Below are 17,979 nucleotides of genomic sequence, written 5' to 3' on the forward strand. Positions count from 1 at the left end.
ACCTGGCGGCCCAGAAGGATGTGCTCACGGGTCTGCGGCATCGGGCCATCCGCTGCGTTCACAACGAGGATCGCGCCGTCCATCTGCGCCGCACCAGTGATCATGTTCTTCACATAATCCGCGTGGCCGGGGCAATCGACATGGGCGTAGTGACGCGCGTCCGTCTCATATTCCACATGCGCGGTGGAGATGGTGATCCCACGTGCCTTTTCCTCGGGCGCGCCGTCAATCTCGTCATATGCCTTGAAATCACCAAACTGCTTGGTGATCGCTGCCGTCAGCGTCGTCTTGCCATGGTCAACGTGACCAATCGTGCCAATGTTTACGTGCGGCTTCGTACGCTCAAACTTTGCCTTCGCCATATCTAGGCTCCTTCTCTTGTCTCACGGTGCGTGCCAGGCACACATCCTACAGGGTGGGTAGGGTGCGTGGTTTCCCACGCACCGCGGTTATGCAAATTTCGCCTGAATTTCTTCAGAGATGTTGGACGGAACAGCGTCATAATGATCGAACTGCATCGTAAACTGCGCGCGGCCCGAAGACATAGAACGCAGGGTGTTGATGTAGCCAAACATATTCGCCAGCGGCACGAAGGCATCGATCACGATCGCGTTGCCGCGTGTGTCCTGCCCCTGCACCATCCCGCGACGGGAGGTCAGATCGCCGATGATGCCGCCGGTATATTCTTCCGGGGTCACAACTTCGACCTTCATGATCGGCTCAAGCAGCTTTGCGCCGGCTTTCTTCATGCCTTCGCGCATTGCCATGCGTGCCGCGATTTCGAACGCCAGAATGCTGGAGTCCACATCGTGATACGCACCGTCGATCAGTGCCACCTTGAAGTCGATCACGGGGAAGCCCGCGAGCGGCCCGCTGTCCATAACGGACAGGATGCCCTTTTCGACGCCGGGGATGTATTCCTTGGGAACGGACCCGCCGACAATCTTGGACTCAAAGCTGTAACCTTCGCCCGGCTCGGTCGGAGTGATGACGAGCTTGACGCGACCGAACTGACCGGAGCCACCGGACTGCTTCTTGTGCGTGTAGTCGATCTCCGCCTCGTGGGAGATGGTCTCACGGTAAGCAACCTGCGGCGCACCGATATTCGCCTCGACCTTGAATTCCCGCTTGAGGCGGTCAACGAGGATGTCGAGGTGAAGTTCGCCCATGCCCTTCATGATGGTCTGACCGGACTCAAGGTCGGTCTCCACCCGGAAGGACGGATCTTCTGCCGCCAGACGCGCGAGGCCCTGGGACATTTTCTCCTGGTCGGCCTTCGTTTTCGGCTCAACAGCGATCTCGATCACCGGATCGGGGAAGCTCATCGTTTCCAGAACAACCGGCGCGTTCACGGCGCACAGGGTATCCCCGGTGGTGGTGTCCTTCAGACCGGCCAGCGCGATGATGTCACCTGCGAATGCTTCGGTGATTTCATCCTGCTTGTTGGAGTGCATCATCACCATACGGCCGATGCGCTCTTTCTTGCCCTTGGTCGAGTTGAGGAACGTGTCGCCCTTCTTCACCTGACCGGAATAGATCCGGGTGAAGGTCAGGGTGCCCATGAAGGGGTCGTTCATGATCTTGAACGCAAGGCCGGAGAACGGCTCGTCATCATCTGCGTGGCGCGCCTGATCACGGGTTTCGGTCTCATCGCCCGGCTTGAAGCCCATATAAGCAGGCACATCAAGCGGACCCGGCAGATAGTCGATCACGGCGTTCAGGAGGGGCTGCACGCCCTTGTTCTTGAACGCGGAACCGGCCAGCACGGGCACGAAGGACATGGACAGCGTACCCTTACGGATCAGCTTGCGCAGGGTCGCGATGTCAGGCTCATTGCCTTCCAGATACGCTTCCATCGCGTCGTCGTCCATTTCGACGGCCATTTCGACCATCTCGGCACGAAGCTCTTCACACTTGTCTTTCAACTCGGCGCGGACCTCCTTGTGCACCCAGGAGGCGCCAAGATCTTCACCCTGCCAGACCCATTCCTGCATGGTCACAAGATCAACGATGCCTTCCAGCTCGGTCTCGGATCCGATGGGGATCTGGATCGGCATGGCGCGGGCACCGGTGCGGTTCTTGATCATTTCGACGCAGTTGAAGAAGTCAGCGCCGATCTTGTCCATCTTATTGACGAACACGATGCGCGGCACCTTGTACCGGTCGGCCTGACGCCACACGGTTTCGGTCTGCGGCTCAACACCTGCGTTCGCGTCGAGCACGCAAACAGCACCGTCGAGAACGGCGAGAGACCGCTCAACTTCGATGGTGAAGTCAACGTGGCCCGGGGTGTCGATGATGTTGAAGCGGTGCTTTTCGGAATCCGGCGTTTGGCCGTCTTCGGTGCGCTCCCAGAACGTGGTGGTCGCAGCGGAGGTAATCGTGATGCCACGCTCCTGCTCCTGCTCCATCCAGTCCATGGTCGCGGCGCCGTCATGCACCTCACCGATTTTGTGGGATTTGCCTGTGTAGAACAGGATACGCTCGGTGCAGGTGGTCTTACCTGCATCGATATGCGCCATGATACCGAAGTTGCGGTAGCGCGTAAGTGGATAATCGCGTGCCATGGGGAGACTACCTTAAACCTGAGTTACCAACGGTAATGGCTGAAGGCTTTGTTCGCCTCGGCCATCTTGTGCGTGTCTTCGCGCTTCTTCACCGCGGTGCCGCGGGAGTTCACGGCGTCGGTGATTTCACCAGCGAGACGCTCTTCCATTGTGTTTTCGTTGCGCTTGCGCGCGGCGATGATGAGCCAGCGGATCGCGAGGGCCTCGCGACGCTCGGGGCGCACATCGACGGGAACCTGATAGGTCGCACCACCCACACGGCGGGAGCGGACCTCGGCGGACGGCTTGATGTTATCGAGCGCCTCGTGGAAGACTTCGATCGGCGCGCGCTTCAGGCGATCCTCGACGCGGTCAAGGGCGCCATAAACGATGCGCTCGGCGGCGGATTTCTTGCCGTCATACATCAGGTTATTCATAAACTTCGTCAGCACGCGATCGCCGTATTTGGCGTCGGGCAGAACGTCACGTTTCTCTGCGCTATGGCGTCGGGACATATCGGTCTCTCTTTACACTTCCCCACTCGCGGGGTCGTTCCGTGGACAAAGCAGCCCCCGCGACTGCAGGGGCTTGCTTGCGCATTACTTGGGCCGCTTGGCACCATATTTGGAGCGGCGCTGGCGACGATCCTTAACGCCTTGCGTGTCGAGCACGCCGCGCAGGATGTGGTAGCGAACGCCGGGCAAATCCTTCACACGACCGCCACGGATAAGCACAACAGAGTGCTCCTGAAGGTTGTGCCCCTCACCGGGGATGTAGGAAATCACCTCAAACCCGTTCGTCAGGCGGACTTTTGCCACCTTACGCATAGCCGAGTTCGGCTTCTTCGGGGTCGTCGTATAAACCCGCGTGCAGACGCCGCGCTTTTGCGGGCATGCCTGCAGGTGCATGGCTTTTTGACGCTTAACTTTGGGCTGACGCGGTTTGCGGATCAGCTGTTGTATCGTCGGCATTCGTTTCGCCTCGTTCTCAAACACACTGAGCGCACCTCATGGCACGCCATTACCAACACGAGCCCCAATTCGGGCCCGTACTGGCGGAAATTCAGAGGATCGGAGCCGTGGCCCGGATCGTGCAGCCGCTATATTTGGCTTTTTCCCGGATTGAATCCCTAAAGACCCTTGCCGGAGTGCGCGGAAACTAGCGGTGACTCGGGGAGGTGTCAACAACCCATTTCCAAGAGATTTTCCATGGGCGAGGCCAAAGCCGATTTCCGCCTTAACCCCCTGAAAAACCGTGATTTCATGCTCTGCCCGTTTCGCTGCGAAACGGAGTGTCGCACGGCCGACGTTGCGTCATCCTGCGATCAGGATGCGGTGGTCTGCCGACCCTGCCATTGCCGCGCGATGAAATGCGCGGTGGCGGGGCAGTCTGGTCGAATCTCCGGGAAAGAAAATGGCCCCGGCGCTGTCACGCCGGGGCCAATTCGGTTCACCTTATGGGCGATGGATTACTCCTGATCGCCTTCTGGTGCTTGGGGTGCCTCTGGCTCGGGGCCAGCTTCGGCGGCCACGAGGGCAGCCGCGGCTTCGGCTTCTGCCGCGCGCGCTGCGATGACCTTCGCGTCCCGCTCTGCCGCGACCCGCTTGATCTGGTTGGTCGCACCACCGGTCCCGGCCGGGATAAGCCGCCCGACGATGATGTTTTCCTTCAGACCGATCAGGCGATCCCGCTTGCCCTGCACGGAGGCTTCGGTCAGCACCTTGGTCGTCTCCTGGAAGGCCGCGGCAGCAAAGAAGCTGCGCGTTTGCAGGGACGCCTTGGTGATCCCAAGCAGGATCGGAACGCCTTTCGCCGGCTCACGCCCATCGGCAAGCGCCTTTGCGTTCGCTTCTTCCAGCTCTGCCTTGTCGACATTCTCACCCTTGAGGAAGGTCGTGCCGCCACCATGGGTGATTTCGATCTTCTGAAGCATCTGGCGAATGATCACCTCGATATGCTTGTCGTTGATCTTCACACCCTGCAGTCGGTACACGTCCTGCACTTCGTCGATGAGGTAGTCAGCAAGCGCCTCGATCCCGAGAATGGCGAGGATGTCATGGGGGGCTGGGTTGCCATCCATGATGTAATCGCCCTTCTGCACGAAGTCGCCTTCCTGCACCGGGATGTGCTTGCCCTTCGGCACCAGATACTCGACAGGCTCCATCGATTCATCGACCGGTTCAACGGTGATGCGGCGCTTGTTCTTGTAATCCTTGCCGAAGCGGACATAGCCGTCGAGTTCGTTGATGATCGCGTGATCCTTGGGACGGCGTGCTTCAAAGAGTTCGGCCACACGCGGCAGACCACCGGTGATGTCCTTTGTCTTTGCACCCTCACGCGGGATACGCGCGAGCACGTCACCGGCCTTGACCTCCTGCCCGTCTTCCACGGACAGAACCGCGTCAACGGACATCGGGTAGGTGGCCGGGTTGCCGTTCTCAAGGCGCACTGGCTCCCCATCCGCGTCGATCAGGATGATCTCTGGCTTCAATTCGTTGCCTTTCGGCGCGGCGCGCCAATCGGTCACGATCTTCTGGGTCATGCCGGTCGCGTCATCCACGTCCTCCCGCACGGCGATGCCGTTGACGAGGTCCACATGGCGGGCGATGCCGCCACGCTCCGCGATGATTGGCAGGGTGTAGGGATCCCACTCGGCGAGTTTGTCGCCGCGTGCAACCTGCTGACCCTCTTTGACCAGAAGGGTGGAGCCATAAGCGAGCTTATACTCGGCCCGTGCCACGCCATTTTCGTCCTCGATCCCGATGGACATGTTCCGCGCCAGCACGATCGTTTCCCCGGAGGAGTTGTCGATCACGTTGGTGTTTTTCAGAACAACCTTGCCGGGCTGAGATGCCTCGACGAAGGACTGCGTGCCACCCTGAGCAATACCGCCGATGTGGAAAGTCCGCATCGTCAGCTGTGTGCCCGGTTCACCGATGGACTGTGCCGCGATGATGCCGACGGCCTCGCCCACGTTCACTTTCGTGCCGCGCGCCAGATCACGCCCGTAGCAGGCGCCACAGATGCCATCCTCAGATTCGCAGGTCAGCGCAGAGCGGATTTTCACGCTCGGAACGCCTGCTTTTTCGATGATTTCGGACATGCGCTCGTCGATCAGCTCGTTCCGCTTGAGCAGGACTTCGCCGGTGGCGGGGGCCACCACATCTTCGGCGGTGGTCCGGCCCAACAGCCGCTCGGACAGGCTTGCCACCACGTCACCGTCACGGACAACAGCCGAAACCGTGATCGCGCGATCCGTGCCGCAGTCATCCTGCGTCACGATGCAATCCTGCGCCACGTCCACCAGACGACGGGTCAGATAGCCGGAGTTCGCAGTCTTGAGCGCCGTATCGGCAAGACCCTTACGCGCACCGTGGGAGGAGTTGAAATACTCCGCCACGGTCAGACCTTCTTTAAAGTTCGACACGATCGGCGTTTCGATGATCTCACCCGACGGCTTGGCCATCAGGCCGCGCATCCCGCCAAGCTGTTTCATCTGCGCCGGGGAGCCACGCGCCCCGGAATGCGCCATCATGTAGACCGAGTTCGGCTCCATCTGGGTGCCGGCATCGTCGTACCGCATGGCAGAGATGTCGCCCATCATCGCGTCCGCAACCTTGTCGGAACACTTGGACCAGGCATCGACCACCTTGTTGTACTTCTCGCCCTGCGTGATGAGGCCGTCCATGTACTGACGCTCGAAATCCTTCACCTGCTCGCGGGTCTCGTTCACGATGTCCCACTTCGTGTCGGGAATGACCATGTCATCCTTACCGAAGGAGATACCGGCCTTGAACGCCTCCCGGAAACCGAGGGTCATGATCTGGTCACAGAAAATGACGGACTCTTTCTGACCGCAATGGCGATAGACGACGTCGATCACCTCACCGACCTCTTTCTTCCGCAACAGGCGGTTCACAAGGTCGAACGGTGCTTTCGCGTTCTTCGGCAGAAGCGCGCCCAGCCGCAGACGGCCCGGCGTGGTTTCAAACCGCTTCATCACAGTTTCACCATTCTCGTCGATCTGTTCGATCCGCGCGGTGATTTTGGAGTGCAGATGCACAGAGCCTGCTTCAAGCGCGTGCTCCACCTCATCCACGGATGCAAACAGCATCCCCTCACCCGGCAGGCCCTCACGCTCCAGCGTGATGTAGTAAAGGCCAAGGATCATATCCTGCGACGGCACGATGATCGGTTTGCCGTTTGCGGGCGACAGAACGTTGTTCGTGGACATCATCAGGACGCGCGCTTCAAGCTGTGCTTCCATGCTGAGCGGAACGTGAACAGCCATCTGGTCGCCGTCAAAGTCAGCGTTGAACGCGGAGCAGTCCAGCGGGTGAAGCTGGATCGCTTTCCCTTCGATCAGCACCGGCTCAAATGCTTGAATGCCAAGACGGTGCAGCGTCGGCGCGCGGTTCAGCAGAACCGGGTGCTCGCGGATCACCTCGTCGAGGATATCCCAAACCTCCGGGCGCTCCTTCTCAACCAGCTTTTTCGCCTGCTTGACGGTGGAGGAATAGCCCTTCGCCTCAAGACGGCTGTAGATGAACGGCTTGAACAGTTCGAGCGCCATCTTCTTGGGCAGGCCGCACTGGTGCAGCTTCATCTCCGGTCCGGTCACGATGACCGAACGGCCCGAGAAATCGACCCGCTTACCCAGAAGGTTCTGACGGAAACGGCCCTGCTTGCCCTTGAGCATGTCCGACAGGGATTTCAGCGGGCGCTTGTTTGCCCCCGTGATGACCCGGCCACGACGGCCATTGTCGAACAGCGCATCGACGGATTCCTGCAACATCCGCTTTTCGTTGCGGATGATGATATCCGGCGCGCGCAGCTCGATAAGCCGCTTGAGGCGGTTGTTCCGGTTGATCACACGACGATAGAGGTCGTTGAGGTCGGACGTCGCGAAACGGCCCCCGTCGAGCGGCACCAGCGGGCGCAACTCGGGCGGGATCACCGGCACGACGGTCATGATCATCCACTCGGGCCGGTTGCCGGACTCGAGGAAATTCTCAACGATCTTGAGCCGCTTGATGATTTTCTTGGGCTTCAATTCACCCGTGGCTTCGGCCAGATCAGCGCGCAGCTGCTCTGCCTCAAGCTCAAGGTCAATCTCGGACAGCATTTCACGGATGGCCTCGGCCCCGATGCCCGCGCGGAACGCGTCCATCCCGTATTGATCTTCTGCGTCGAGGAACTCTTCCTCCGTGAGAAGCTGGCCTTTGGTCAGGTCCGTCAGGCCCGGCTCAATCACGACATACTGTTCGAAATAGAGGACACGCTCCAGATCGCGCAGGGTCATGTCCAGCATCAGGCCGATGCGGGACGGCAGGGATTTCAGGAACCAGATATGCGCAACGGGCGCTGCCAGCTCAATATGGCCCATCCGCTCCCGGCGGACTTTGGACAGGGTAACTTCGACACCGCATTTTTCGCAGACGATGCCCTTGTACTTCATGCGCTTATATTTGCCGCAGAGGCATTCGTAATCCTTGATCGGGCCAAAGATACGCGCACAAAACAGGCCGTCCCGCTCAGGCTTGAACGTACGGTAGTTGATGGTTTCCGGCTTCTTGATCTCACCATAGGACCAAGAAAGGATCCGCTCCGGGCTGGCCAAGGAGATTTTGATCTCATCGAAGCTCGCCGCGGGCGTCGTCGGGTTAAACGGGTTCGTGACTTCACGGTTCATAGGGTATTCCTATCTCTCTAGCGTTGGTGGAAAGGGGCGATTTCCCGCCCCCTCACTCCGCTTCCGAGTCGAGCAACTCGATATTGAGGCCAAGCGACCGGATTTCCTTCACAAGCACGTTGAAGGATTCCGGGATACCGGCTTCAAAGTCGTTCTCGCCCTTCACGATGGCTTCGTACACTTTGGTCCGCCCTGCGACGTCATCCGACTTCACAGTGAGCATTTCCTGAAGCGTGTAGGCCGCGCCGTATGCTTCCAGCGCCCAGACCTCCATCTCCCCGAAACGCTGACCGCCGAACTGCGCCTTACCACCCAGCGGCTGCTGCGTGACAAGCGAGTATGGCCCGGTGGAGCGTGCGTGGATCTTGTCATCGACAAGGTGATGCAGCTTCAGAAGGTACTTCACACCAACGGTGACTTTCCGTGCGAATTGCTCGCCCGTGCGGCCATCGAACACGACCGACTGGCCGGATTCGTCAAGACCCGCACGCTTGAGCGCGTCGTTCACGTCCAGTTCCTTGGCACCGTCGAAAACCGGCGTTGCGATCGGCACACCACGGGTGACGTTGCCAGCGGCCTCAAGGAATTCCTCTTCCGTCATGTCAGAGGTTGCCTCGGCATAGACATCGTCGCCATAGGCGATTTTCATCGCGTCCTTCACCGGCGTCAAATCGCCAGAACGGCGATATTCGGCCATCGCCTCACCGACCATCTGACCCAAGCCGCGCGCGGCCCAGCCCATGTGCGTCTCAAGGATCTGACCGACATTCATCCGCGACGGAACACCCAGCGGGTTCAGCACGAAATCAACCGGCGTGCCATCCGCGAGGAAGGGCATATCCTCCTCCGGGACCACTTTGGAGATCACACCCTTGTTGCCGTGACGACCGGCCATCTTGTCCCCCGGCTGAAGCTTGCGCTTCACCGCGACGAACACCTTAACCATCTTCATCACGCCCGGCGGCAGGTCATCGCCACGGCGGACCTTCTCCACCTTGTCCTCAAAGCGACGATCGAGCGTGCGCTTTTGCGCCTCGAACTGTGCGTTGAGCGCCTCAACGGCGGACGCGTCGGCGTCATCCTCAAGGGCGAGTTGCCACCACTGCCCACGGCTGAGTTGCTCCAGCAGCGCCTCGTCGATGGTGGACCCTGCTTTGACGCCTTTCGGCCCCTTCACAGCGGTCTTGCCCATGATCAGGTCGCGCAGACGGGAGTAGATGTTGCGCTCAAGGATCGCGAGTTCATCGTCCTTATCCCGCTGGAGGCGTTCCACTTCTTCCCGCTCGATCTGGAGGGAGCGTTCGTCCTTCTCCACACCGTGACGGTTGAACAGGCGCACCTCAACGACCGTGCCGAAATCACCCGGCGGCATCCGCATGGATGTGTCGCGCACATCGGACGCTTTCTCACCAAAGATCGCGCGGAGGAGCTTTTCCTCCGGGGTCATCGGGCTTTCGCCCTTTGGCGTGATCTTACCGACGAGGATATCGCCCGGTCCAAGTTCAGCACCGATATAGACGATCCCGGCCTCATCGAGGTTCCGGAGCGCCTCTTCACCCACATTCGGGATATCGCGTGTGATCTCTTCCGGCCCGAGCTTGGTGTCGCGGGCGGCCACTTCGTATTCTTCGATATGGATCGAGGTAAAGACGTCGTCTTTCACGATCCGCTCGGAGATGAGGATGGAATCCTCGTAGTTGTAGCCATTCCACGGCATGAACGCGACGATCACGTTCTTACCCAGTGCCAGTTCGCCCAGATCGGTGGACGGGCCATCTGCAATCACTTCGCCCGCACGGACCCGATCCCCCACTTTCACCAGCGGGCGCTGGTTGATCGCGGTGTTCTGGTTGGAGCGCTGGAATTTGCGCAGGCGGTAGATGTCCACGCCCGGATCGCCCGGCTCAAGCCCGGCGGTCACGCGCACAACGATCCGCATTGCGTCAACCTGATCCACGATCCCTTCACGGTGGGCAGTGATCGCCGCACCGGAATCGCGGGCCACGACCTGCTCGATCCCGGTCCCGACAAACGGCGCCTCCGCCCGCAAAAGCGGCACGGCCTGACGCTGCATGTTCGAGCCCATCAGCGCGCGGTTCGCATCGTCATTCTCAAGGAACGGGATGAGGGCCGCGGCCACGGACACAAGCTGCTTGGGGCTCACGTCGATGTAGTCGATCTTCTCCGGCGGGTTCAGCTCGAATTCACCGGCACGACGGGTGGAGACGAGATCATTGATGAACTTGCCGGTCTCATCCAGCGTCGCGTTTGCCTGCGCGGTGGTGTAGCGGCCTTCCTCGGTTGCGGACAGGTAATGTACCTCATCCGTCACCTGACCATCCACGACCTTGCGATAGGGCGTTTCGATAAAGCCGTACTTGTTCACCTGCGCGAAGGTCGCGAGGCTGTTGATCAGGCCGATATTCGGGCCTTCCGGCGTCTCGATCGGGCACATCCGGCCATAATGGGTCGGGTGCACGTCGCGCACTTCAAAGCCCGCACGCTCACGGGTCAGACCACCCGGGCCAAGCGCGGACAGGCGGCGCTTATGCGTCACTTCAGACAGCGGGTTGGTCTGGTCCATGAACTGCGACAGCTGCGAGGAGCCGAAGAATTCACGCACAGCCGCCGCGGCGGGCTTCGCGTTGATCAGATCCTGCGGCATCACCGTGTCGATCTCAACGGAGGACATGCGCTCTTTAATCGTGCGCTCCATCCGCAGAAGGCCGACGCGGTACTGGTTCTCCATCAACTCGCCGACGGAGCGGACACGACGGTTCCCGAGGTGGTCGATATCATCAACCTCGCCCCGGCCATCGCGCAGATCCACCAGCGCACGGATCACGGCGATGATGTCCTCGGTCCGCAGGGTGCGCAGGGTATCCGGCGCGTCCAGATCGAGACGCATGTTCATCTTCACCCGGCCCACGGCAGACAGGTCATACCGCTCGCTGTCGAAGAACAGGCTGTCGAACATGGTCGACGCTGCCTCAACGGTCGGCGGCTCACCCGGGCGCATCACGCGGTAGATATCCAAGAGCGCCATGTCGCGGTTCATGTTCTTATCGGCGGCCATCGTGTTGCGCATATACGCGCCCACGTTGACGTTATCGATGTCGAGAACCGGGATTTCCTTGTAGCCCGCTTCGGCCAGTTCGGCGAGCATGTCCTCGGTGATTTCATCACCCGCTTCGGCATAGATGTAACCGGTCTTGCCGTTCACGAGATCCTGCGCGATGAACTTGCCCAGAATGCCCATCTGCGGCACGATGATTTCGGACACATCGCCGCTGTCGACCAGCTTTTTCACAGCGCGCGGCGTGACTTTCTTGCCCGCTTCCGCGATCACTTCGCCATTGGCGGCGTTCACGATGTCATAGGCCGGCTTGGTCCCACGGATACGCTCGGGGAAGAATGGCGTTGCCCAGCCACCCTTCACCTGACGATAGGTGAGCTTGTTGTAATAGGCATCCATGATGCCGTCCTGATCGAGGCCGAGCGCATAGAGCAGCGTCGTCACCGGCAGCTTCCGGCGGCGGTCGATGCGCGCGAACACGAGGTCTTTTGCGTCGAATTCGAAATCGAGCCAAGAGCCGCGATAGGGGATGATGCGGCTTGCGAACAAGAGCTTGCCGGACGAATGCGTCTTGCCCCGGTCATGGTCAAAGAACACGCCGGGTGAGCGGTGCATCTGGGACACGATCACACGCTCGGTGCCGTTCACGACAAAGGTGCCATTCGGCGTCATCAGCGGCAGATCGCCCATATAGACGTCCTGCTCCTTGATGTCCTTGACGGAGCGCGCGCCGGTATCCTCGTCCACTTCAAACACGATTAGGCGCAGCGTCACCTTCAGCGGTGCGGCATAGGTCATGTCGCGCTGCATGCACTCTTCCACGTCGTATTTCGGCGCTTCCAAGTCATACTTGACGAATTCGAGGATCGAGGTGTCGTTGAAATCCTTGATCGGGAAAACCGACTGGAACACGCCCATCAGGCCGTCGCCATCAGTGGGGGTGTCGGCTTCGCCGGATTTCAGGAACAGATCGTAGGACCGCTTTTGCACCTGAATGAGGTTCGGCATGTCCGCGACTTCGCGGATTTTGCCGTAATGCTTGCGGATACGTTTGTGGCCGGAAAAGGTCTGAACCATGTGGTAATACGTCCTTGTGCTTCATGCGCTCAGGCACCGGTGGGCGGCCGGTCTGATTGCATCCCGCGTTAGAGGGTGCGTTCCAATACCTGTGTCCATCCCCCGACGGACAATCCCGGAACGCACGTCTCTGCCAAGAAGTCGTTTCAAATATAAACGGCCCCTGGGGAGAGACGGAAAGCGGCTGGGCGTATTAACTATACGCCCAGCCCCGTTTTTCAACCGGCGCGGGGAAACCCCGCAGCAGATTACTTGACCTCGACTTCTGCGCCAGCTGCTTCCAGCTTGCCCTTGATGTCTTCTGCTTCTTCCTTGGAGACAGCTTCTTTCACTGCCTTGCCACCGGCTTCCACGAGGTCTTTTGCTTCTTTCAGACCAAGGCCCGTGATGGCACGGACTTCTTTGATCACGTTGATCTTCTTGTCGCCAGCGGACTTGAGGATCACGTCAAACTCGGTCTTTTCTTCTTCGGCTTCGGCCGCTGCTGCGGGGCCAGCCATCATCACTGCGCCGCCTGCTGCGGGCTCGATGCCGTACTCATCCTTGAGGATGTTCTTGAGCTCAGCCGCTTCGAGCAGCGTGAGGCCAACGATTTCTTCTGCAAGTTTCTTCAGATCAGCCATTTGTTCAGTTCCATTTCAGTTCGTTTTACCATCCGGTGTGCTGCGCACTCTCCTTGAGGCCTAACGAGTTGCTGTTTTGACTTATGCCGCTTCGCGCTCTTCGAGGGTCGCGAGGATACCCGCGATGTTCGAAGCAGGTGCGCCAATCGCGCCCGCGATGTTGGAAGCCGGTGCGCCGAGACACGCCACGACGGAAGCAATAAGCTCCTCGCGCGACGGCATCGCTGCCACAGCCTTAACACCTGCCGGGTCAAGGACAGTTTCGCCCATCGCCCCGCCGAGTACCTTGAGCTTTTGATTGCCCTTGGCGAACTCTTCCACTGCTTTCGCAGCGGCAACGGGGTCTTCGGAATAGGCGAAGACGGTCATCCCTGTCAGGGTTTCACCCATCGCTTCCGCGGGGTGGCCTTTCAGGGCGATCTTGGCGAGCCTGTTCTTGGCGACACGAACCGCACCGCCCGCTTCGCGGACCATGGTGCGGAATGCAGTCATTTCAGCAACCGTGAGGCCTTCGTAGTGAGATACCACGACGACACCAGAGTCCGCGAAGATCTGGCCGAGTTCCTCGACCACACTTTCTTTTTGGGCTCTATCCACAGGTCTACTCCAATTTTGGCGGGTTTCCCCGCCGGCTCAGGTCAAGGGGCGAATTCATCTCGCCCCTCTCTCGGGTCCCGTCCGGGGTGCCCCCAATCTCGCCCGTCTGGCCTGCGGCCGTTCGGTTGATCTTGTGCTGCCCCCGTCTCAGAAAGGAATTCCATGAGGCACGCCTCAAAACCCTTCATCTCGGACGGTGGGGCCGGTTTGACGCGGCCCCGGCATCCTCCGGCTCACACCGGAGGAAACTTTGTTACTCGGCGGTTGCGTCGCCGAGGTCAATCGTGACGCCACGACCCATGGTCGAGGTCAGCACGACCTTTTTCACATAGGTGCCTTTCGCGCCGGTCGGGCGGGCTTTTGCCACGGCGGAGATGAACGCTTTTGCGTTCTCCACGAGCTTGGCCTCATCGAAGGACACTTTGCCGATGCCTGCATGGACAACGCCGCCCTTTTCCGCGCGGAACTGCACTTCACCACCCTTGGCATTCGCCACGGCGGTCGCCACGTCCATCGTCACGGTGCCGAGCTTGGGGTTCGGCATCAGGCCACGGGGGCCAAGCACCTTACCAAGGCGGCCAACGATCGGCATCATGTCCGGGGTCGCGATGCAGCGGTCAAAGTCGATCTTGCCCGCCTGCACGGCTTCCATCAGGTCTTCTGCACCCACGACATCCGCGCCGGCTTTTTCGGCTTCTTCTGCCTTCGGGCCACGGGCGAACACGCCCACGCGCACGGTTTTACCGGTGCCGTTCGGCAGGGAGACCACGCCGCGCACCATCTGGTCCGCGTGGCGGGTATCAACGCCGAGGTTCATCGCGATCTCAACGGTCTCGTCGAATTTCGCCGCTGCTGCACCTTTCACCAGTGCAACTGCATCCGCGACGGAGAGGTCTTTCTTGCCTTCAAAGGCTGCGTCGATCTTGGTCTGACGCTTGCTGAGCTTTGCCATGATTTACCCCTTCACCTCGATGCCCATCGACCGTGCGGAGCCGAGGATGATTTTCATGGCGCCTTCGATGTCGTTGGCGTTGAGGTCTTTCATCTTCGCTTCTGCGATCTCACGAACCTGCTTGAGCGTCACGGTGCCGACCGTCTCACGCGACGGGGTCTTGGCGCCGGATTTCAGCTTCGCGGCCTGCTTGAGCATGTAGGACGCCGGGGGCGTCTTGATGTTCATGGTGAAGGACTTATCGACGTAGTAGGTGATGATCGTCGGGCACGGGGCACCGGTTTCCATCTCCTGCGTACGCGCGTTGAACGCCTTACAGAATTCCATGATGTTGATGCCGCGCTGACCCAATGCGGGGCCGACGGGCGGGGACGGGTTTGCCTTACCGGCGGGGATCTGAAGCTTCAGCGTCCCTGCAATCTTCTTGGCCATGGTGGCCTCCTTTACTCACCGACTGTCCCGGGCGCGCCCGGCGTCGTGTCTTCGTGATGTGGTCCGGCTCGGCCACACGCGTGCAGCCTGCCTCCCACGCGAACGCGCAGTTATTCGCCCTTGCGGACCTGCGTGTATTCCAATTCGACCGGGGTGGCCCGGCCAAAGATAGAGACCGTCACCTTCAGGCGCTGGTTCTCTTCATCCACTTCCTCAACCATGCCGGAGAAGCTCTCAAACGGGCCATCGGTCACGGTCACGGTCTCCCCCACATCGAAGGAAATGAGGGAGCGTGGCCGCTCGACCCCTTCTTCGACCTGGTTGAGCAGTTGATCGACTTCGGACTGGCGCAGCGGAATGGGCTTACCCTGCGGACCAAGGAATCCGGTCACGCGGTTGGTGCTGACAACGAGGTGATAGGCGCGGTCGGTCATGTCCATCTTGATCAGGATATAGCCGGGCATAAAGCGGCGCTCGGTCTGCACCTTTTTGCCCTTGCGCATTTCGATCACTTCTTCGGTGGGCACGAGCACTTCGCCGATTTCGTCCTCAAGGCCAAGCTTCTCAACCTGCTCCATGATCGACTCGGCGATCTTCTTCTCGAAATTCGAGAGGACATGAACCGTGTACCACCGCATCGCCATTATTTGCTCTCGCCCTCGTATTCCGCTGATTTCACCAGATATTCCGGTTTCATCATCTATTCATTGCCCCCGACAAAATCGGCGCGCCGTGCGAATCGCATGCGCGCCCTTCATCGGAAAGTTTGGAGTGCCTTAGATCACTGCCCGGTCAAGATCAAGAGGCGACCGAAAGCAGCATCTCCAGCCCAAGGCGGATGATCTGATCCACCAGAAAGAAGAACAGCGCCGCCAGCGTCGCCATCACGAAAACCATACCCGTGGTGAGCATGGTTTCCTTGCGCGTTGGCCACACGACTTTCGCGGTTTCCCCGCGCACCTGCTGCACGAACTGGAACGGGTTTGTCTTGGCCATCTTGCGATCTCCTATCCTAGGTCCGGGCTGGCAGGGGCAGAGGGACTCGAACCCCCGACCCTCGGTTTTGGAGACCGATGCTCTACCAACTGAGCTATACCCCTATAAGGCCGCCCGGGCCGTTTGCAGATACTGCCCCGCGCGCGGTTGTGCAAGCCCTGCGCGCACAATCCTTTGTCAAAACCACTTCAATCTGCGGAATAGGATCAAACCACCCGCACCAAGGGCCGCAATCGCCACGGTCACGATCCAGAACGCGGACGGGCTGTCCACTCCCGGCATCCCTCCCACATTGATTCCCAACAACCCGGTGATAAAGCCCAAGGGCAGGAACAGCGCGGATATGATCGACAAGATATAAAGGTTACGGTCCAACCGGGCGGAGAGCGCGTTTGACAATTCCTCCCCCACGACCTGCGCACGGTCGCGGATCGCGTCCACATCCTCCACCAATCGCAGGGTCCGCTCGATTGAGTCGCGCAGATCGCGCCGGTCGGCAGCGGTGAGCCAGCCGAACGGCGCGGTGCCCAACGTGCTGAGCGCCTCGCGCTGGGGCGCGATATAGCGGCGCAGCACAATCGCGCGGCGGCGGGTCGCGATGATCTCCCGTCGTTCGCTGGCGGCGGGGGCGTCTAGCACCCGCTCCTCCAATTCCGTCACCTGCTCGTCAAGCGCGCTCAGCGTCGGTTCCATCCGCTCCGTCAGACGGCGGATAAGAAGCGCGGCAAAGGCGCCCGGCGTCTTTGGCCCCTGCCCCGCGAGGATCCGCGCCTCCACGTCATCAAGCGCCCGCAGCCGTTGCAGGCCCACGCTGACAATCGCCTCCCCCGTGATCCAGATCCGAACGGACACCATATCCTCGGGCCGCTTGCCCTCGTTAAGGTTGATCCCGCGCAGCACCATCAGCGCCCCGTCGCCATACTCAATCAGGCCGGGCCGGGTGCTTGCCGCGAAAAGCCCGTCCACGATCACTGTGTCAAGGCGTGGCAAGGCCGCCTCCAGCCATCCGCGCGCTGCCGGGTTCGTTGCATCAAGGTGGACCCAAGCTGCCTCTGGTGCGGCAAGGGCACGCGCGGCGTCCTCAGGGTCAAGCGCTGCCTGTGCGGGCAGCAGGACTGATTTGAGAATGGCACTGTTCATGACCACCACCGTAGCCGCCCGGCACCGGGCAGGCCAGCGTCAGGATGCAACGCGCACGAAATGCGGCTGTCCGGCAGGGCTGTCCGGGTCATAAGCATAGCCGTCGCGATCAAATGCGCTCAGATCGCCCGGATCGGTCACCCGCTCCTCCATCATCCAGCGGGCCATGCTGCCCCGCGCCTTTTTTGCGAAAAAGCTGATGACCTTGCGCTGGCCCGATTTCTCCTCCTGAAACACCGGATGGATCACGGGCGTCTTGAGCGCCTTTTCCTTCGCCGCGCCGAAATATTCGATGGAGGCGAGGTTGACGATGGCCTGCGCGCCCTGCTCCCGCGCGGTTGCATCCAAAGCGTCCGCAATCTGCTCCCCCCAATAGTCATAAAGGGTGCCGCCGCGTTCGGTTTTCACCTTGCGCCCCATTTCCAGCCGGTAGGGTTGGATCGCGTCATAGGGGCGCAAAACGCCATAAAGGCCCGACAGAATGCGCAGATGATCCTGCGCGTAATCCTGCGCGGCCCGGTCCATTTGCGGGAATTGCAGGCCAGTGTAAGTATCCCCGTTGAACGCAAATGCCGCCTGTTTGAGCGTCTCCTGCGCCGGGGCGTCGGAATAGGCCTGAAACCGCTGCCAGTTCAGATCCGCAAGCTTGTCGGACAATTCCATCATCGCCTTGATCCGCGACACCGGCAATTTGGCGACTATGCGGGCCAGCGCGTCCGCGTCCGCCTTGAACGCGGGTGCCGTCATCGGCACGTCCGCTGGCCGGTCGAAATCAAGGTTCTTGGCGGGGGAGAGTACGGCGAGCATGGCAATTCCTGTTCATTCGGTCCCGCCACAGATAGGCGCAA

General features: G+C 60.3%; 14 protein-coding genes and 1 tRNA gene. All 15 read right to left on the reverse strand.

Annotation, left to right across the window (positions count from 1 at the left end; all coding sequences use genetic code 11):
- Nucleotides 1–362, reverse strand: a 362-nt coding sequence (locus FHS89_RS00005) for a GTP-binding protein (RefSeq protein ID WP_184007195.1), incomplete at its 3' end; no start/stop codon positions are given.
- A gap of 87 nt (nt 363–449) precedes the next feature.
- A complete protein-coding gene (gene fusA / locus FHS89_RS00010; protein WP_184007197.1) occupies nt 450–2,567 on the reverse strand; it encodes an elongation factor G in 2,118 nt (705 codons plus the stop codon).
- Nucleotides 2,568–2,590: 23 nt separating this feature from the next.
- A complete protein-coding gene (gene rpsG, locus FHS89_RS00015; protein WP_184007199.1) occupies nt 2,591–3,061 on the reverse strand; it encodes a 30S ribosomal protein S7 in 471 nt (156 codons plus the stop codon).
- 84 nt (nt 3,062–3,145) lie between these two features.
- Nucleotides 3,146–3,517, reverse strand: a complete 372-nt coding sequence (gene rpsL, locus FHS89_RS00020; RefSeq protein WP_184008389.1) for a 30S ribosomal protein S12 — start codon at nt 3,515–3,517, stop codon at nt 3,146–3,148.
- Nucleotides 3,518–4,014: 497 nt separating this feature from the next.
- Complete coding sequence (gene rpoC, locus FHS89_RS00025) at nt 4,015–8,238, reverse strand: DNA-directed RNA polymerase subunit beta' (RefSeq protein ID WP_184007201.1); 4,224 nt, start codon at nt 8,236–8,238, stop codon at nt 4,015–4,017.
- Between the two features lie 52 nt (nt 8,239–8,290).
- Nucleotides 8,291–12,391 (reverse strand): DNA-directed RNA polymerase subunit beta, encoded by a 4,101-nt coding sequence (rpoB, locus tag FHS89_RS00030; RefSeq protein ID WP_184007203.1) that lies wholly within the window; start codon nt 12,389–12,391, stop codon nt 8,291–8,293.
- Nucleotides 12,392–12,639: 248 nt separating this feature from the next.
- Nucleotides 12,640–13,014: a 50S ribosomal protein L7/L12 gene (gene rplL, locus FHS89_RS00035; protein WP_184007205.1), complete on the reverse strand. Its 375-nt coding sequence runs from the start codon at nt 13,012–13,014 to the stop codon at nt 12,640–12,642.
- Between the two features lie 81 nt (nt 13,015–13,095).
- Nucleotides 13,096–13,611: a 50S ribosomal protein L10 gene (gene rplJ / locus FHS89_RS00040; protein ID WP_184007207.1), complete on the reverse strand. Its 516-nt coding sequence runs from the start codon at nt 13,609–13,611 to the stop codon at nt 13,096–13,098.
- Between the two features lie 253 nt (nt 13,612–13,864).
- On the reverse strand, nt 13,865–14,563 hold the full coding sequence (gene rplA / locus FHS89_RS00045) for a 50S ribosomal protein L1 (protein WP_184007209.1): 699 nt from the start codon (nt 14,561–14,563) through the stop codon (nt 13,865–13,867).
- 3 nt (nt 14,564–14,566) lie between these two features.
- Nucleotides 14,567–14,995: a 50S ribosomal protein L11 gene (gene rplK / locus FHS89_RS00050; RefSeq protein WP_184007211.1), complete on the reverse strand. Its 429-nt coding sequence runs from the start codon at nt 14,993–14,995 to the stop codon at nt 14,567–14,569.
- A 110-nt stretch (nt 14,996–15,105) separates the two neighbouring features.
- A complete protein-coding gene (gene nusG / locus FHS89_RS00055; protein WP_184007213.1) occupies nt 15,106–15,639 on the reverse strand; it encodes a transcription termination/antitermination protein NusG in 534 nt (177 codons plus the stop codon).
- Between the two features lie 154 nt (nt 15,640–15,793).
- Nucleotides 15,794–15,991: a preprotein translocase subunit SecE gene (gene secE, locus FHS89_RS00060; protein ID WP_184007215.1), complete on the reverse strand. Its 198-nt coding sequence runs from the start codon at nt 15,989–15,991 to the stop codon at nt 15,794–15,796.
- Between the two features lie 28 nt (nt 15,992–16,019).
- A tRNA-Trp gene (locus FHS89_RS00065) sits at nt 16,020–16,095 on the reverse strand.
- A 73-nt stretch (nt 16,096–16,168) separates the two neighbouring features.
- On the reverse strand, nt 16,169–17,131 hold the full coding sequence (locus FHS89_RS00070; RefSeq protein WP_184007217.1) for a zinc transporter ZntB: 963 nt from the start codon (nt 17,129–17,131) through the stop codon (nt 16,169–16,171).
- 39 nt (nt 17,132–17,170) lie between these two features.
- Complete coding sequence (yaaA, locus tag FHS89_RS00075) at nt 17,171–17,938, reverse strand: peroxide stress protein YaaA (RefSeq protein WP_184007219.1); 768 nt, start codon at nt 17,936–17,938, stop codon at nt 17,171–17,173.
- Nucleotides 17,939–17,979: the final 41 nt, after the last annotated feature.

Source organism: Rubricella aquisinus (assembly GCF_014199445.1).
Taxonomy (GTDB): Bacteria; Pseudomonadota; Alphaproteobacteria; order Rhodobacterales; family Rhodobacteraceae; genus Rubricella; species Rubricella aquisinus.

What these genes read in the sequence shown, in the direction of transcription:
- fusA (WP_184007197.1), bottom strand. Translation starts at nt 2,567, where the DNA reads ATGGCACGCGATTATCCACTTACGCGCTACCGCAACTTCGGTATCATG.
- rpsG (WP_184007199.1), bottom strand. Translation starts at nt 3,061, where the DNA reads ATGTCCCGACGCCATAGCGCAGAGAAACGTGACGTTCTGCCCGACGCC.
- rpsL (WP_184008389.1), bottom strand. Translation starts at nt 3,517, where the DNA reads ATGCCGACGATACAACAGCTGATCCGCAAACCGCGTCAGCCCAAAGTT.
- rpoC (WP_184007201.1), bottom strand. Translation starts at nt 8,238, where the DNA reads ATGAACCGTGAAGTCACGAACCCGTTTAACCCGACGACGCCCGCGGCG.
- rpoB (WP_184007203.1), bottom strand. Translation starts at nt 12,391, where the DNA reads ATGGTTCAGACCTTTTCCGGCCACAAACGTATCCGCAAGCATTACGGC.
- rplL (WP_184007205.1), bottom strand. Translation starts at nt 13,014, where the DNA reads ATGGCTGATCTGAAGAAACTTGCAGAAGAAATCGTTGGCCTCACGCTG.
- rplA (WP_184007209.1), bottom strand. Translation starts at nt 14,563, where the DNA reads ATGGCAAAGCTCAGCAAGCGTCAGACCAAGATCGACGCAGCCTTTGAA.
- rplK (WP_184007211.1), bottom strand. Translation starts at nt 14,995, where the DNA reads ATGGCCAAGAAGATTGCAGGGACGCTGAAGCTTCAGATCCCCGCCGGT.
- nusG (WP_184007213.1), bottom strand. Translation starts at nt 15,639, where the DNA reads ATGGCGATGCGGTGGTACACGGTTCATGTCCTCTCGAATTTCGAGAAG.
- secE (WP_184007215.1), bottom strand. Translation starts at nt 15,991, where the DNA reads ATGGCCAAGACAAACCCGTTCCAGTTCGTGCAGCAGGTGCGCGGGGAA.
- FHS89_RS00070 (WP_184007217.1), bottom strand. Translation starts at nt 17,131, where the DNA reads ATGAACAGTGCCATTCTCAAATCAGTCCTGCTGCCCGCACAGGCAGCG.
- yaaA (WP_184007219.1), bottom strand. Translation starts at nt 17,938, where the DNA reads ATGCTCGCCGTACTCTCCCCCGCCAAGAACCTTGATTTCGACCGGCCA.